Annotated in this window: 13 protein-coding genes; 7 read left to right on the top strand and 6 right to left on the bottom strand. The window is 38.3% G+C overall.

Translation table 11 applies throughout. The annotated features are described in order from the left end of the window. Positions 1 to 2 precede the first annotated feature (2 nt). The 3 genes from KH286_RS05335 (at position 3) to KH286_RS05325 (ending at position 3,751) form a co-directional block, all read left to right on the top strand. Positions 3 to 1,187, top strand: coding sequence for a MalY/PatB family protein (locus KH286_RS05335; protein ID WP_077708051.1), 1,185 nt, complete (start codon positions 3 to 5; stop codon positions 1,185 to 1,187). Positions 1,188 to 1,230: 43 nt separating this feature from the next. After that, complete coding sequence (gene metA, locus KH286_RS05330) at positions 1,231 to 2,190, top strand: homoserine O-acetyltransferase MetA (RefSeq protein ID WP_278466975.1); 960 nt, start codon at positions 1,231 to 1,233, stop codon at positions 2,188 to 2,190. Positions 2,191 to 2,479: 289 nt separating this feature from the next. Continuing rightward, positions 2,480 to 3,751, top strand: a complete 1,272-nt coding sequence (locus KH286_RS05325; protein ID WP_008715345.1) for an O-acetylhomoserine aminocarboxypropyltransferase/cysteine synthase family protein — start codon at positions 2,480 to 2,482, stop codon at positions 3,749 to 3,751. A gap of 481 nt (positions 3,752 to 4,232) precedes the next feature. Here KH286_RS05325 and KH286_RS05320 read toward each other — a convergent pair whose 3' ends face one another. Next, complete coding sequence (locus KH286_RS05320) at positions 4,233 to 4,820, bottom strand: PepSY domain-containing protein (RefSeq protein ID WP_008602968.1); 588 nt, start codon at positions 4,818 to 4,820, stop codon at positions 4,233 to 4,235. A 394-nt stretch (positions 4,821 to 5,214) separates the two neighbouring features. Here KH286_RS05320 and KH286_RS05315 point away from each other — a divergent pair, with 394 nt between their 5' ends. Next, positions 5,215 to 5,781 carry a biotin transporter BioY gene (locus KH286_RS05315; protein ID WP_008602966.1) on the top strand — a complete coding sequence of 189 codons (567 nt, stop codon included), beginning with the start codon at positions 5,215 to 5,217 and terminating at the stop codon, positions 5,779 to 5,781. Between the two features lie 186 nt (positions 5,782 to 5,967). Here KH286_RS05315 and KH286_RS05310 read toward each other — a convergent pair whose 3' ends face one another. The 4 genes from KH286_RS05310 to KH286_RS05295 form a co-directional block, all read right to left on the bottom strand. Beyond that, entirely contained in the window at positions 5,968 to 6,732 is a 765-nt protein-coding gene (locus tag KH286_RS05310) for a TIGR03943 family putative permease subunit (RefSeq protein WP_008602964.1), read from the bottom strand. Positions 6,733 to 6,790: 58 nt separating this feature from the next. Next, entirely contained in the window at positions 6,791 to 8,326 is a 1,536-nt protein-coding gene (locus tag KH286_RS05305; protein ID WP_278617724.1) for a permease, read from the bottom strand. Continuing rightward, positions 8,323 to 9,192, bottom strand: coding sequence for a CobW family GTP-binding protein (locus KH286_RS05300; protein WP_278617723.1), 870 nt, complete (start codon positions 9,190 to 9,192; stop codon positions 8,323 to 8,325). The genes KH286_RS05305 and KH286_RS05300 overlap by 4 nt, the downstream gene beginning before the upstream one ends. A 424-nt stretch (positions 9,193 to 9,616) precedes the next feature. Further along, entirely contained in the window at positions 9,617 to 11,065 is a 1,449-nt protein-coding gene (locus KH286_RS05295) for an aminoacyl-histidine dipeptidase (RefSeq protein WP_278617722.1), read from the bottom strand. Positions 11,066 to 11,366: 301 nt separating this feature from the next. On the opposite strand from KH286_RS05295, the gene KH286_RS05290 reads away from it, so the two are divergent. The 3 genes from KH286_RS05290 to KH286_RS05280 are packed head-to-tail and all read left to right on the top strand — an operon-like array spanning position 11,367 to position 14,610. After that, positions 11,367 to 12,818, top strand: coding sequence for a nicotinate phosphoribosyltransferase (locus tag KH286_RS05290; RefSeq protein ID WP_278617721.1), 1,452 nt, complete (start codon positions 11,367 to 11,369; stop codon positions 12,816 to 12,818). Between the two features lie 8 nt (positions 12,819 to 12,826). Beyond that, on the top strand, positions 12,827 to 13,594 hold the full coding sequence (nadE, locus tag KH286_RS05285) for an NAD(+) synthase (protein ID WP_278617720.1): 768 nt from the start codon (positions 12,827 to 12,829) through the stop codon (positions 13,592 to 13,594). 38 nt (positions 13,595 to 13,632) lie between these two features. Further along, positions 13,633 to 14,610, top strand: a complete 978-nt coding sequence (locus KH286_RS05280; RefSeq protein WP_227065548.1) for an asparaginase — start codon at positions 13,633 to 13,635, stop codon at positions 14,608 to 14,610. A 275-nt stretch (positions 14,611 to 14,885) separates the two neighbouring features. Here KH286_RS05280 and KH286_RS05275 read toward each other — a convergent pair whose 3' ends face one another. After that, the gene (locus KH286_RS05275) at positions 14,886 to 15,662 is read right to left on the bottom strand and encodes an adenosylcobinamide amidohydrolase (RefSeq protein ID WP_021147708.1); all 777 of its coding nucleotides are present in this window, start codon (positions 15,660 to 15,662) and stop codon (positions 14,886 to 14,888) included.

The following is a 15,662-nucleotide window of genomic DNA, read 5'->3' as shown; positions in this document are numbered from 1 at the left end:
CTATGGGACAATATAACTTTGATCAAATTTTAGATAGAACGCACACGAAATCTTTAAAATATGATTTTGCTGTAAAACGAGGCAAACCTGCGGATGTGTTGCCATTCTGGGTAGCGGATATGGATTTTGAAATTCCCCCTGAATTGAAGCAAATTTTATTAGACCGCGTAAACCATGGTGTGTTCGGATATACCGAGTCCGACGACGAATACTTTGATGTGTTACAAAATTGGTTTAGCACTCGTTTTAACTGGATTCCAGAACAAAAATGGCTTGTTAAAACGCCTGGGATTGTATTTGCTTTGGCGATGGCGGTGCGAGCTTTCACCAAGGAAGGTGAGGGTGTGCTCATCAACCAACCAGTGTACTACCCATTTAGCATGGTTATTGATGACAACAATCGGCATCTTATCAATGTGCCGCTCATCAAAGGCGAAGAGAGATATACTATCGACTTTGAAGGCATTGAGCGAGCTATCGTTGAGGAAAATGTTACATTATTCCTCTTGTGTAACCCCCATAATCCGGTAGGACGCGTGTGGACTGAGGACGAGTTGAAACGCCTCGGCGATATTTGTATTAAACATAATGTGCTCATTGTGAGCGATGAAATCCATGCAGATTTTGTATGGAAAGGGCATACGCATAAGGTCTTTGCCGCTCTTGGTGAAAGCTATGCAGAACACTGTATTGTATGTACAGCACCTAGTAAGACCTTCAACATTGCAGGCTTACAAGTAAGTAATATTTTCATTCCTAATGATTCCTTACGCCGCCGTTTTATCAAAGAAATCGATCGTGCTGGTTATAGCCAATTGAACACGATGGGGATTGTGGGCTGTGAAGGGGCCTACAAAGTAGGGGCTCCTTGGCTTGATGAATTGAAAGAATATATTCAAGACAATATTCAATTTACCATCGACTATATAGCAAAATATATGCCAAAAATCCATGTGTATCGGCCTGAAGGGACATATCTCATGTGGCTAGATTGTTCTCAATTGCCGCTGAGCCCTAAAGAGCGAGATGAATGGATCGTTAATGATGCCAAGTTATGGCTCGATACGGGTTCTATGTTTGGCATCGATGGGGAGGACTTTGAACGCATTAATGTTGCTTGTCCTCGTAAAATATTAGAAGAAGGGCTCGAATCTTGGCGCCGTGCCTATGAGGCTAAGGGCTTTTAATTAGATTAGGTTATCAAATTGTAGAATATGTAGAGGTGACATTATGCCTATTAAAGTAATAAAAAATTTACCGGCCATAACGAAATTAGCTCAAGAGAATATTTTCGTTATGGATACTGAGCGGGCGGAAAATCAACAGATCCGACCTTTGCAAATTTTGCTAGTCAATTTGATGCCTACTAAAGAAGTGACGGAGACGCAAATTTTGCGTGCTCTCAGTAATAGCCCATTGCAAGTTAATTTAACATTGTTGCATACCGCATCTCGTAAGGCTAAAAATACAGATGAACAATATTTAGAAACTTTCTATCGTACTTTTGATGAGGTAAAAGACCAGTTCTTTGACGGTATGATTATTACCGGTGCTCCTGTTGAGTTAATGCCTTTTGAAGAGGTAGACTATTGGTCTGAACTCGTAGAAATCATGAACTGGGGCGAAGAACATGTATATTCGACCTTCTATATCTGTTGGGGGGCTCAAGCTGGTTTATATCATCACTTTGGTATTAACAAATCTATTATGGATGAGAAATTATTCGGTGTTTATGAACACGATATTTATAATGATCGACCAGTGCTCATGCGTGGATTTGATGAAAAGTTTTGGATGCCACATTCTCGTCACACCACAGTTTCGTTGCAACAAATTAAGGAAAATCGTGACTTGGAACTTTTGGCTGGGTCTGAACCAACAGGTGCTGCTATCGTTCGTAGCTTAGATAATAAACATATCTTTGTATTTGGTCATGCCGAATACGATTGGGACACACTTAACCGTGAGTACGTGCGGGATATCAAAAAAAGTATGGATATTGCAGTTCCTGAAAACTACTTCCCAGATAATGATCCGAAACAACGTCCCATCGTGCGCTGGCGCTCTGTAAGTACACTTTTATTTACAAACTGGTTAAACTACTATGTATACCAAGAAACACCGTACATTATTGAACAAATCCAAAAAATGAAATTTGAACGGGATAAAAATTTAGGCGCTTACATCTAAATGTAAGTACTTATTTCTAATCTATTGATAGTACTATGTACCCCTAATTACTTCTAACATCTCTCAAGGGAGCTAGTTCTTTGGAAGTAATTAGGGGATTTTATTTCTCATAAATGACTTAGTTCGCTTTAGCGGTTTTGGTAAAAGCTTTTATCCTCCTTTGTCCACCATAGTTTAAAGTTATGGAGAAAAGAATATAAAAAATAGTAGACATATTTTTTAAAACATAGTACTATACTAGGCATAAAGAACGAACTTAAAATATAGTTAATATAAAGGAGTTATTATAATGAGTAAACAATACAGATTTGAAACATTACAATTACATGCTGGTCATACGGTGGATCCAACAGGTTCTCGTGCAGTACCGATTTATCAAACTACATCTTTCGTATTTAAAGATGCTGAGGAAGCCGCAGGTCGTTTTGCATTGACTAATCCTGGTGGTATTTACTCTCGCCTTGGCAATCCTACTACAGATGTATTAGATGCTCGAGTGGCAGAACTTGAAGGCGGTGCTGCTGGTATTGCAGTAGCATCTGGTTCTGCAGCGGTTACGTACTCTATTTTAAATGTAGCAGATGCTGGTGATAATATTGTTGCTGCATCCACATTGTATGGTGGTACTTATAATTTGTTTACTGCTACATTGCCTCGCTTGGGGATTCAAACTAAATTCGTAAATCCGGATCATTTGGAAGAATTTGAAGCAGCTATCGATGAAAAGACTAAAGCCGTTTATATCGAATCTATTGGTAACCCTGGTATTAATCTTATCGATGTACAAGCTATAGCTGATATTGCACATAAGCACAATATCATCTTGATCGTAGATAACACATTTGCATCTCCATACTTATTCCGTCCATTAGAACATGGTGCTGACGTAGTTGTACACTCTGCTACTAAATACCTTGGTGGTCACGGTACAACATTGGCTGGCGTAGTTGTAGAATCTGGTAAATTCGACTATAAAGGTTCTGGTAAATACCCTGGCTTCTCCGAAGGTGACGAACACTACAATGGTTTAGTATTTGGTGATTTGCCAATCCCATTCACTGTAAAAATTCGTGCTCAATTACTTCGCGATACTGGTGCATGCATTACTCCACTTGCAGCATGGCAAATATTGCAAGGTATTGAAACATTGTCCTTGCGCGTAGAACGTCACGTAGAAAATGCTCGTAAAGTAGTAGATTTCTTGAGCAAACATCCTAAAGTAGCATGGGTAAGCTATCCAGAATTAGAAGACAGCAAATACAAAGCATTAGCTGATAAATACTTCCCTAAAGGTGTTGGTGCAGTATTCACATTCGGTGTAAAAGGTGGTAAAGAAGCAGGTATTAAACTTGTTGACTCCTTGGAAATCTTCTCCAACCTTGCCAATGTAGCAGATGCTAAATCTCTTGTTATCCATCCTGCATCCACAACACATGCACAACTTAACGAAGAACAACAAAAATCTGCTGGCGTAACACCAGATATGATCCGTGTATCCATCGGCCTTGAAAATATCGATGATATCATCGAAGACTTGGCACAAGCTTTAGATAAAGCATAATTTTCGTACCTCTTGTTTGGAAAACTATAGATCAAACCTTCAAAACTTACAAATGACATCCTTAAGCTGAATTTTGCTTAAGAAATAGAACACATAACTATCAAACCTATAAAACTTATGCAAAAGGCCTCCCACTGGGAGGCTTTTTTGTTATTAGTGTGTGTTGTCTTTATAAGAATGAAATGTTGTGTAGGTGTAATACAACCTTGATAGAATGGGCATAAAAAGACCTTGGATTTAATGATCCAAGGCCTTTAAGGGAGTATAGTGTGTGTAACGTTTGGTCTGTGGTGTGTGAGCACAGACCGTTTTCCTATTGTGTGAGATAGGATTTAGGGAGTCCGTGGTTAGTGTTACGGACTCTCTGAGAGTGTGTTAGAGAGTGTATCCAAAGGATACAGTGTGTATAGTATGTGTGTTATATGTGTAGTGTGTCATCTAAGTGGGTTAGGATAGGGTTTCACTTGATGAAATGAAAATCTTAGTATTTTGTGTTTTTAACTTTAGCGCTAATAACTTTGCCGGATGTAGCGTCTACTTTAACTTCAGCATTTTTACCGCCGCCAGTTGTCATATCAAATTCATATACAACTCTGCCGTTTTCACGTTCAACAGTCCAATCCATAGTTTGGAAATCAGAACCAACTTTTTCCATAGCTTTTGTTTCAGCTACTTCAGGAATGATGATGTTTTGAACGTTAATTGTTTTAGAAGCTTTGGAGTAACCTTTTACTTCTTTACCAACGATTTGACCAGATGCTTCGTCTACTTTAAGCTCTACTTCACGGTTGCCATAATAACCTTCTACTTCATAGTAAGGATTATGTTTTGCATCATAGGAAATAGATTTTACAGTAGCGCCAGGGAATTGTTGTTGGAATACTGTAACAGCGCCCATATAGTCAACAGAATAGTTAGCTTGTGCGGATGGAGCAACGCTACCAACACCGTTCCAGTTGCTATGGTTGTTGTAACCATGGTTGCTAGCTGCACCAACTACACCTGCTAATAATACTGTACTAACGCCAAATGCACATAGTACTTTGGATACTTTCTTAACATTTTTCATAAGCAATGCCTCCTGATACCAAATTATAATTTTCGTTTAGTTACGATTTTGTGTAAGTAGATTTTACTCAATCTACTTACGTATAATTTAATCTTATTATATGAAAGATAAATGAAGTTTAGTAGTTTTTGTATGAAGATGAGTATATCTTTTAGTTATTATGAACTATTGATAATAACTATTAGCTATAGTCAAATTTAAAAAGTATTAAAAACATAGTATATATAGTATTAGACTATATAGTAAACTAAAAGTCAATCACTATAGTTGACAATTAAAAATACAAGTGCTTTAATTTAGATAGTTAGTAGTTTGTTTCCGTGTTATCTTGGACTTTTATTCTCCATTGATAGCACAAATTCCTGCTTAGGTCTGTTATGAATGGAGGTATACCATGAGCTCTACTGTATCAAAACAAACTCGCATTACCACCCGTCAGTTAACGATGACAGCACTCTTTGTGGCGCTAATCGCGGTTGGTGCTTTTATACGGGTCCCATTACCGAATTGTCCGTTTACATTGCAAATCTTATTTACTACATTAGCGGGCATTGTTTTAGGTAGTCGTTTAGGTGCCGCTAGTGTTGGCATTTATATTGTACTAGGTCTTGTTGGGGTTCCTATTTTTACATCTGGCGGTGGTCCTAGTTATATTTTGCAACCTACCTTTGGTTATTTAATTGGTTTTATGGTTGGTGCGTATGCAGTAGGACGCATTGCAGAGACAATGGATACACTATCGTTTAAACGTTTGCTAGCCGGATCCATATTAAATCTATTTATTGTATATGGTCTTGGCATGGTGTACCTATACTTTATTATGAATCTGTATTTAGGTAAGCCGATTGGTGTGGAAGCTGTCATTATTACTTGCTTCCTAATCCCAGTTGGCCCAGATATTTTCTTGTGCGCTGTAGCAGCATCTCTCGGCAAGAGAATTATTAAAGAATTACAGCACTAATAGGACGTTTTAATAACTATTATAATTAGAATAACTAGAATAACTAGAATAACTATTATAACTATTATAAGGCGTCAATCTGTTGTAGATTCATATAGACATTGAATTATGAAATATACGTTATTTTATTTAACAGAATCATTCCTATTAAAAACGAGGCGTTAAGCCTCGTTTTTTATGTAATTCTTAAGGGTATACATAGCCTAAAATAGGTTCTGCAGATTTGATTTTTGTAATCTCTACATATGGTTGTTTACGACCGTGGAAGTCTCGGGTAGAAACCTTTCCTTCAATCGATACCCATTGTTCATTTTGTAAGCTATCACCATCTGTTTTATAGGCTGTCATGCCAATAGGGGCAACGTCAGCAATACAACAAGCCATAGCCATACGAGAAATAGTAAATTCGTTAGATTTTAATGTATTATCTTCGCGGTTCACATAGCCTGTCATATAAACTGTGTAGTCTTTATATTGATCAGCATTAGATCCAACTTTTACAATGGTTTGATAGAAATTGTCTGAGTTCAAAACGATTTCTTTTTTGTCCTTGGAAATTCCTGGCTCTTTGCTTTCACTGTTAACAGTGACAACCTCTCCAATAGCATCGTTTGTAAAGTCAAAATTGTTAGTATCATCGTTTACACGAGCGGCACCATGAACGCCTGTTGATGGTACAAGAACGGGAGGAACGATGAGCAACATAATAGGAATAATAATCGGAACGATAGATTTCCAGTTATGCTTGTAGTATTTTGACGGTGCCCAAATAATCGTCGCTAGACCACCTAAAATAAGGGCAACGCCACTAATACCTAGTAAAAGTTCATAACGCGGTGCAATATAGTTCAAATAACGACCTGTCACAATGAGGTAAATACAACAGATACCTAAGATGAGATACAATAGACCTTTCACGATAGAAAAGCGATCTTTCAGTCCTAATGTCATGAAATCATCTCCTTTTAATTAATTAAGAACTGAGATAATGATTATAAAAATTTATAAATTAGCTAAGAAAGAATTTAAATACTAATGCTGCTATATAGGACATAACGGCAATCGTTATGCTTAATCGTATGATAAATGAGGTAGGCATATATTGCTTTAATATATATACGTTTTTGATATCTAGCATCGGACCTAAGATGAGAAAGCCCATTACGGAGCTAATAGGAAATAAGGTGCTCAAGGATTTACCGATGATGGCATCTGATGTAGAGCAGATTGAAAAGAAGAATGCTAACATCAGCAAAATTGGAATGGCTGTAAATTCTGGCAAGGTTAATCCTGCGTTGAGAAGCCAAGGCTTGCCATATACTTGAACTATAGATAGTACAGTTGCCGCCATGGAAAAATAGAATAAGAGTTGAGAAAACTCTTGTTCCATATGGACTAACAATCTTTTTTTATCGATATGTTTAGTTTTAGTTGTTTCTAAAACGATTTCTTCGTAGCTAAGATTCTGTGGTGTTCTTGCTTTCAAAATAGATGTGGCTGGAGGCCAGAATCGGAACGATAGAGCTACTAACAAGGCAACACCTAATCCTAAAACGATACGCCATACGGAGAGCATAGGATTGTCAGGAAACGCATACCATGTAGAAAGAATGGTGATAGGGTTGATAATCGGGCTAGCGAGCATAAATAAAAGAGCTACTGATAAAGGGATGCCTCGATCTATTAGTGCCTTGAATAAGGGAATGATGGCACAGTCACAAATTGGCAAGGCAAAGCCACTGACCATAGCAGCTCCATAGCTTTTCAAAGAATGATCACCTAACAGTTTTAGTAGCACTCGTTGTGGCACGAAATAGCGAATAATCGTCGAGCCTACCGTGCCTAATAAAAGGAATGGAATGGCCTCGATGATTAGGCCCGTGATTATGGCGAAGCATTGGTGAATGGAATAGGGGATGTCATGGCGAAAAGCTGTGACCAACAGTATATAGGTTGTAATACCAATAACTAATAGATTAGGAATGAGTCCCCATGTGGAATTCCGGCACAGTTGTTCTACTTTTTCTGGTGTAGGAGCTGTTATAATTTTAGCCTCTCCGTTGTAGGTGCGCAATAAAGTGTGATGTGTATCGGACTCTGTTATGATACAATCTGCGCTGTATAATTGACTCATTACATCATTACCTAAACCAGGGAGTATGGTTGAAACAAATTGATCGGTACAAATATACAATACCTTTTCTACTTGTACTAGGTGGCTTAATATATCGCTATATAGTAAGGCTTCTAGTTGATGAAAGCTTACCATGCCATTCCACTCAATCCATAGCTCTTTTGGCTGTAGTCGTTTTAAATAATCCCCGATTTTACAGGCTATCAATTCGTAAGACTTGATATCGCTAGGAACAATGGCACTGAGTTCATCCGCATTGAGTTGTAAGGGCTCTTTGATGAGAGGTTCACTGCCTTCTTCGGCGCTGATTATTGCGGTACCGCCTAGCTTTTTACGGTATTGTAATTGTTCGTTTATGAACGTGCTTTTACCGGATCCAATAAACCCTGTAACGATATAAACTGGTATCATGATTGACACACTTCGTTATGTACCATTGGTACATTAAAATCTGTGCCGATAACGACTAAACTATAGTCATTAGTTTCACTAGGTGAAAGCGAACAGTAATGAGTGCCGTATTGGAGTTCGTGAGGACCTTCCGTGGTTGGTACAATCCCTTTGGCACGAAGCACCGTATCAGGCATGCCTTCTAAAATGGTTTTCCATTGTGCAAGACTAAGGGTGCGCAAATCCTTAAAGGTATGACTCATAAATAAATGTTCATCGTGTAAGCAGTGATCATCATGACAATGATACAGGCGCTTGATGTAATCACGCAAACCAATGGTATCCCATGCTTCTTCATGAATTGGTGTATGTGGCGCGAGGTCGCGAATCATACGTTTTGTAATGCTTGTCTGTTGAATATCTTCTGTATGGCTCAAAAAAATTGCATCACTATGAGTGATTTGATCCTTGAAGAAAAGACCAAAATTTTTGATAAACATTGGTGCTTGCATAGCATCGACAGTCGTTATTGATGCGTGAATGTAAGCAGATTTTGCAATGTCCTCGTCGTTACAAGTATGGATGATTTCACTGAGTTTGCTGACACCTGATGGCTCGATGTAGATTATATCGATTTTGTAATTTTGCAGAATATCAAGTAGTGCTTGTTGGAAATTTCCTTGTAAGCTACAGCAAATACAGCCAGATGTTACTTCACGGACTGTGGCCCCTGTTTTTGCAAGATTAGCAGCATCGAGGCTAGTTTCACCAAAATCGTTTTCTATAATAAGAATTTTATCTTTCGATGTATGTTCTTTTAGTATATGTTGTAAGAATGTTGTTTTTCCAGAACCTAGAAATCCGGATATGATAACTATTGGAATCATATATACCTCCTGCGTAATATAAACACAGTATACACCTATAGGATAACACAGAAAATACTCTATGGGGTATATGGAGACTAGTGAATGAGTCAGAGTTTAACAGCCTTTTTTGAAATTTATAGATTATATACTATATATGAGTATACTGGCACATGTAGTTGATATTCATAATTATTTATAAATAAAACGATGCATTCCATGTTGTTCATATATGAAAGAATACTCCTGTATGAATAAATATTTATTTATGTAGTTGAAAAATTTTTATGAAAAAAATCCCTCCTACAAGATAATTCAGTTGGAGAGATGGCTGAATTACTTGTAGGAGGGTTGGAGAGTCACTATTACATGGGTCTCGTAACTTGATGTGTTATTTGCTTATAGTATAACAAATTATACATCAAAAATATAGTAATTATTTATTTTATTGTAATTTTGCTAATAATGCTTTGAGGTACACATATACATTTTCAACAGAAGGTAAATGAACGCGTTCTGATGGTGTATGAGGACTTACGATAGTAGGCCCAAAGCTAATCATTTGTGTATTTGGCAATACGCCTTTTAACAAACCACATTCGAGACCTGCGTGAATAGCATTTACATTAGCTGGTGTATCGAACATTTCGTTATGCAAGGAAATCGCTTGTTCTTCCAATTTTGAGCCTTTGTCGTATTCCCATGCTGGATATCCACCTGTACGCTCTGCAGCTACGCCAAGTGCTTTTGCAAGAAGCATCATTTTTTTCGTTAAGAATTCAAGACTATTGCTATTGGAACTACGAATAGAAATGAGTATTTCAATAATATGTTGATTTTCACGTACGATAGCAATATTATTAGATGTTTCTACAAGGTTTGGGATAGACTTACTTACAGAATGAACCCCATCTTGTGCAAGATAGATATATGTAATAAGTGCTTCTGTTGTGTCTTCTGCATATACTATTTCAGGAGTAGGAACATCTTCAACTACAAATGTAAGGCCTGGATCCTGTACGCTATATTCGTGTTGGTATTGTTTTTCTTGGTATGCGAGCAATGTTTTAATGGCTGCCACATCTTCAGAGCGTACGGATAGTACAGCTACTGCCTTAGACGGGATTGCATTATGTTTAACGCCACCTTCGAAAGACGCTAAGCTAATAGGATATTGTTGTTGAATATCATAGAGTACACGGGTTAGTACTTGGTTTGCATTAGCTCGTTGCTCGTTGATTTCGATGCCGGAGTGCCCCCCTTTAAGGCCGGTTACTGTAATGGATAAGCCCGCATCATAGCCTGGTAAATTGTTTTCGCGTAACAATGGAATTTTTACATGTACGTGGCAGCCGCCAGCACAGCTAACGGTGAAGTCATGTTCTACTTCTGTATCTAGGTTGAGTAAGTAGTCACCAGTTACTTGACCTTCTTTAATGGCAAAGGCACCATCCATACCAGTTTCTTCGTTGGTAGTGAATAATAATTGCATTGGTCCATGTTGTTGGCTTTCATCTTCAAGGAGAGCAAGCATCATAGCAGCACCCATGCCATTATCGGCACCTAATGTTGTATGGTCTGCGTGCATCCATTCGCCTTCGATGATATTGGCAATTGGATCTTTAGAGAAGTCGTGGTTAGAGTCATGGTCTTTAACACAAACCATATCAATATGACCTTGTAAAATGATGGATGGACGGTTTTCATAACCTGGAGATGCAGCTTTTTTGATAACTACATTAAAGATTTCGTCTTGATGAACTTCAAGACCTAAATTTTTAGCAAAGTTCACGATGTAATCGCTGATGCCTTTTTCATTGCCGGACTCACGAGGGATTTGGCTCATTTCTTTAAAAATTTCTAATACGCGTTTTGCTTGAACGATTGTTTCCATAATGGTACCTTTCATTCTCATGTAAAATAGACATGTATGTATTATTGAAAGCTTTTAAAACAATATAAAATAAAATATTATAGCGTAATGGTCGCTTGTTTTATAGTCTAGACTAGGTCCTTTCATACATACGAACTATATAAATTATTATTGTATATATATAGTTATATCACAATAAAGATTATTAGGATAGCTTATGCTAGGTGCTAGCTATATAGGAATAATATTGTATAATGAGGGTATACGAATAACGAATAACAATTAACTAAATTTCTATAGATCTTAGAAGGTTGGTGAACTAATGCAACATGAAAGCCGCAATATTAGCATGCTTATGGATTTTTATGAGATGACTATGGCACATGGCTACTTTACAAAATTAAAAAATGTGGATCGCGTCGCATTTGATGTTTTCTTTAGACGTAATCCAGACAAGGGCGGTTTTGCTATTTTTGGTGGTCTTGAACAAATCGTTGAGTACATTTTAAATTTACACTTTGATGAAAGTGATATCTCTTATTTACGGAGTCAGGGTATTTTTAGTGAAGAATTTTTAGAATATCTAAAAGATTTCTCTTTCACCGGTGATGTATATGCCTTCCCAGAAGGTTCTATCATCTATCCTAATGAACCCGTAATTACAATTGTGGCGCCTCTCATAGATGCACAAATCATAGAAACTGCAGTGCTTACTATGATGAACCATCAATCTCTTATCGCCACAAAAGCTAATCGCATCGTTCGCGCTGCGGATGGGCGTATTGTGGCTGACTTTGGTGCTCGTCGTGCACATAATGTAGACGCTGCTATATATGGCGCAAGAGCCGCTTACATTGGTGGTGTTCAGTCCACTGCAACCGTTTTAGCAGGGCAACAATTTGGCATTCCTGTCAGCGGGACCATGGCACATAGCTGGGTTATGTACTATGGTTCTGAATACGATGCTTTCAAAGCCTATGCCGAAGTGTATCCAGATAATGCAGTATTCCTCGTTGATACTTATGATGTGTTAAACTCTGGCGTGCCCAATGCTATTAAGGTAGCAAAGGATGTATTGGAGCCAATGGGGAAACGCTTAAAAGGAATTCGCCTAGATTCTGGTGACCTTGCGTATTTGGCTAAAAAAGCACGGCGCATGCTAGATGATGCAGGTTTAGAGGATTGTAAAATCATGGCATCTAATAGTTTAGATGAGTATACAATTACATCTTTGCTAATACAAGGGGGGCCTATTGATATCTTTGGTGTAGGGGAGCGCCTCATTACCTCTAAGAGTGACCCCGTATTTGGTGCGGTATATAAGATTGCTAGCATCGAGAAAGATGGTATGTGGGAACCGCGTATCAAGATTTCTGAAAGTGTAGAAAAAATTACTAATCCAGGTCTTAAAAAGGTATATCGTGTTTATAATGATAAAGGTCGTGCGATTGCAGATTTATTAACATTGTTGAGAGAGGTACCTGATACAGAGGAACCATATCGTTATATCGATCCTGAGCAACCTTGGCGTGAATTATATTTTGAAAATTGTACTTTTAAAGAGATGAAGCAGCTTATTATCAAGGATGGTAAATTAGTTGTGGACTTACCAACCCTAGAGGAAATTCGAGCATATGTGCAAGATCAATTAGCGAATGAAATTTGGCCTGAAGAGCAACGCTTTGAAAATCCACATCGTCACTACCTTGATATGAGTCCTAGCTACTATCAATTGAAGATGGATTTATTGAACCGTATTTATCGGAAAAAGTAGGAGGGCCTATGTTAGAAAATCCACAAGCTACAAAGGATGCCCTCATTCAATGGATTCGAGATTATTTTGGTAACAATGGTCCTAACTGTAGTGCTGTAGTTGGTATTTCAGGTGGTAAGGACTCGACTATCGTGGCAGCTCTTTGCAAAGAAGCTCTCGGTGCAGATCGCGTAGTTGGTGTTCTTATGCCAAATGGAGTGCAATCGGATATTGATGATGCTCAGGCAGTGGTAAATCATTTAGGAATTCCGCACATGACGGTCAATATTGGTGCTGCCTATGAGGCGCTAACTCATGCTATCGTTCAGGCTAAGGGGTATGATGCTGTAACGGGGAGAACCGATTTATCTAAAGATGCTGCCATTAATACGCCGCCTCGTCTCCGAATGGCAACTCTCTATGCAGTAGGACAAAATTTGCCAAATGGTGCTCGTGTAGCAAATACTTGTAATGGGTCTGAAGATTATGTAGGATACTCTACAAAATTTGGAGATAGTGCAGGTGATTTTAGCCCTCTCGCACAACTCGTAGTAGAAGAGGTTCGACAAATAGGCAAGCTCCTTGATATTCCATTGAATCTAGTCGATAAGGTACCAAGTGATGGGCTCAGTGGTCAGTCCGATGAGGATAAACTAGGATTTACTTATGCTGTATTGGATCGTTATATTAGGACTGGGGAAATTGAAGATCAAGCAACAAAAGAGCGAATCGACCATCTGAATCGAATTAATAAGCATAAATTAGAGTTGATGCCGTCATTTGACCCAAACCTTTAATTGATAGGGTGAAAATCTTGATTTATAGTGGAGGCAATATGGAGACAAAAATCGCTTTGATTGGTACTGGAGGAACTATTGCTGGAAAAGGTACTTCAAATACGGATTTAACAGGCTATACGGCAGGGGTGTTAGGCCTTGACGAAATCTTAGCCTCTGTACCTGGCACAAAACCGTATGGTCCTTATACTTATACTCAGTTTAGTAATATTGAAAGCTCCGATATTACCGTAAATCACTGGTTAGAACTTTCTAAGTTGGTGCAAAAATTGGTTAATCGAGATGATATCGGTGGTGTTGTCATTACTCACGGTACAGATAGCATGGAGGAGACAGCATATTTTCTGAATCTGACAGTTCATACAGACAAGCCAATTGTTATTACTGGATCTATGAGACCTGCTGGTGCTATTAGTGCAGACGGGCCAATTAATTTATTGCAAGCAATCCAAGTAGCGAGAACACCATCGTCTGTAGGTAAAGGTGTGGTAGTCGTATTAAATGGCTATATTGATGGGGCAAGGGATGTATCTAAATGTAACACTACTAATGTAGCGACTTTTGATAGTCCATTAGTGGGGCATCTTGGTATTGTACAAGATGGTGTTGCCCACTATTATAAAACGTCTACTCGACGCCATACGCAAGACTCTGTATTTGATGTAAGTAAATTGGCTGAGTTGCCTCGTATAGTTATAATGACTTGCTACGGTGGTATGGATGATATGGTGCCTATGAGTGTAGTTGCTACAAATCCTGACGGTTTGATCTTAACAGGGCTTGGTCATGGTACAATCCCACAAAATGTACGTCAAATCACACAGAATACAAAGTTTCCAACGGTACGTGCTTCTCGTACTGGTAGTGGCATGGTATCTGCAGTGCCACAAGATGCACTGGCAAACTATCTCGTATGTGATACTTTAAGTCCACAAAAAGCTCGTATTCTATTGATGCTAGGGCTTACAAAAACTAAAAATCTTAAAAAGTTACAACAATTTTTCCATGAATATTAAAGGCACATAATACTCATGGAACATATGAAACATAATAATTCTTTGAATCTAATAATTAATTTGAAAAATTTGAGAAAATATCTCAAATTTTAATTTGATATTCATTTTCAAGAATTATACTGTATTTAACAGTTTTATATGCAATAAACCGCACATTCCGATCGCCTAGGATGTGCGGTTTTCCATTTGTATTATATTTTTCGTATATGATTGGGAGTTGAATGATAATTTTTTGGGGTATCATTCTAGATGTTTTTGGATATCACATGATAGGTCTATTCAGCGCCAATAGCATTTTCTAGTGCTCTTTGTACGCCTACATAGACAGCCTTGGCTAAGGTGTCTCCAAATAGTGAGAAGGAACCAGCATCTGTTAAGATATCTCCATTTGTATCGATGGTGAGAATGATACCATCTGTAGAGGTACCTGTGGCAGATGTTTTGCGTTCTTTCGTAATTGCGTCAGGAATGTCTTCATTAATAAACGGATGGAGTCGTACGCTTTCAACATTCCAATCTTGTAGGGCTGCGGTTTTTGCCTCGGTAATCGTCATAATAGCTTTTACCATAGCGCTATCTGTTAAAGCTTTATTTGTAAATACGAGAATATTAATTGTGCCTGGCACTATGAAGTCTCCATCACGCTCTTCGTAACAATAGCCTGTACCTGCGCGATGTGCCGTTTTTTCATAGCCTGCAGTCACGATAGTTTCCACAATAGTATCATGTTCTTCGACTTTGGCATAGGCATGTAGATGCATTGTGGCAGACGTGAGAAGTGCTGTACTAAAATGAACAGGTGTATCGATGTGTTCAAATTCTTGAGCCAAATAATCGGCTACAGAGCCACCGGGTAAATCTTTTTCTGTTTCGATTTGATATGTTAGCTGTTGGTTGCGTACCGCTAGCGTATGGTGATAGCCACCATTTAATTGTCCGCTCGAAAGAGAATAGTGGATATCGTCAAAGTGTACCGTGACGGAGTGTAACTCTCTAGTTACATAGCCTCCAGTAGCGAGTTCTTGGGGTGCTTCGTATAGATTTTTGAACAT

The organism is Veillonella parvula (assembly GCF_018378075.1).
In the GTDB taxonomy this organism is placed as follows: Bacteria; Bacillota; Negativicutes; order Veillonellales; family Veillonellaceae; genus Veillonella; species Veillonella parvula_K.
This window is presented reverse-complemented; position numbering and strand designations above follow the sequence as displayed.

Excerpts from the sequence above, each read along its gene's own strand:
- metA (WP_278466975.1), top strand. The coding sequence starts at position 1,231 with ATGCCTATTAAAGTAATAAAAAATTTACCGGCCATAACGAAATTAGCT.
- KH286_RS05310 (WP_008602964.1), bottom strand. The coding sequence starts at position 6,732 with ATGACATTAGGACTGAAAGATCGCTTTTCTATCGTGAAAGGTCTATTG.
- KH286_RS05295 (WP_278617722.1), bottom strand. The coding sequence starts at position 11,065 with ATGGAAACAATCGTTCAAGCAAAACGCGTATTAGAAATTTTTAAAGAA.
- KH286_RS05305 (WP_278617724.1), bottom strand. The coding sequence starts at position 8,326 with ATGATACCAGTTTATATCGTTACAGGGTTTATTGGATCCGGTAAAAGC.
- nadE (WP_278617720.1), top strand. The coding sequence starts at position 12,827 with ATGTTAGAAAATCCACAAGCTACAAAGGATGCCCTCATTCAATGGATT.
- KH286_RS05290 (WP_278617721.1), top strand. The coding sequence starts at position 11,367 with ATGCAACATGAAAGCCGCAATATTAGCATGCTTATGGATTTTTATGAG.
- KH286_RS05320 (WP_008602968.1), bottom strand. The coding sequence starts at position 4,820 with ATGAAAAATGTTAAGAAAGTATCCAAAGTACTATGTGCATTTGGCGTT.
- KH286_RS05300 (WP_278617723.1), bottom strand. The coding sequence starts at position 9,192 with ATGATTCCAATAGTTATCATATCCGGATTTCTAGGTTCTGGAAAAACA.
- KH286_RS05280 (WP_227065548.1), top strand. The coding sequence starts at position 13,633 with ATGGAGACAAAAATCGCTTTGATTGGTACTGGAGGAACTATTGCTGGA.
- KH286_RS05325 (WP_008715345.1), top strand. The coding sequence starts at position 2,480 with ATGAGTAAACAATACAGATTTGAAACATTACAATTACATGCTGGTCAT.
- KH286_RS05315 (WP_008602966.1), top strand. The coding sequence starts at position 5,215 with ATGAGCTCTACTGTATCAAAACAAACTCGCATTACCACCCGTCAGTTA.
- KH286_RS05335 (WP_077708051.1), top strand. The coding sequence starts at position 3 with ATGGGACAATATAACTTTGATCAAATTTTAGATAGAACGCACACGAAA.
- KH286_RS05275 (WP_021147708.1), bottom strand. The coding sequence starts at position 15,662 with ATGTTCAAAAATCTATACGAAGCACCCCAAGAACTCGCTACTGGAGGC.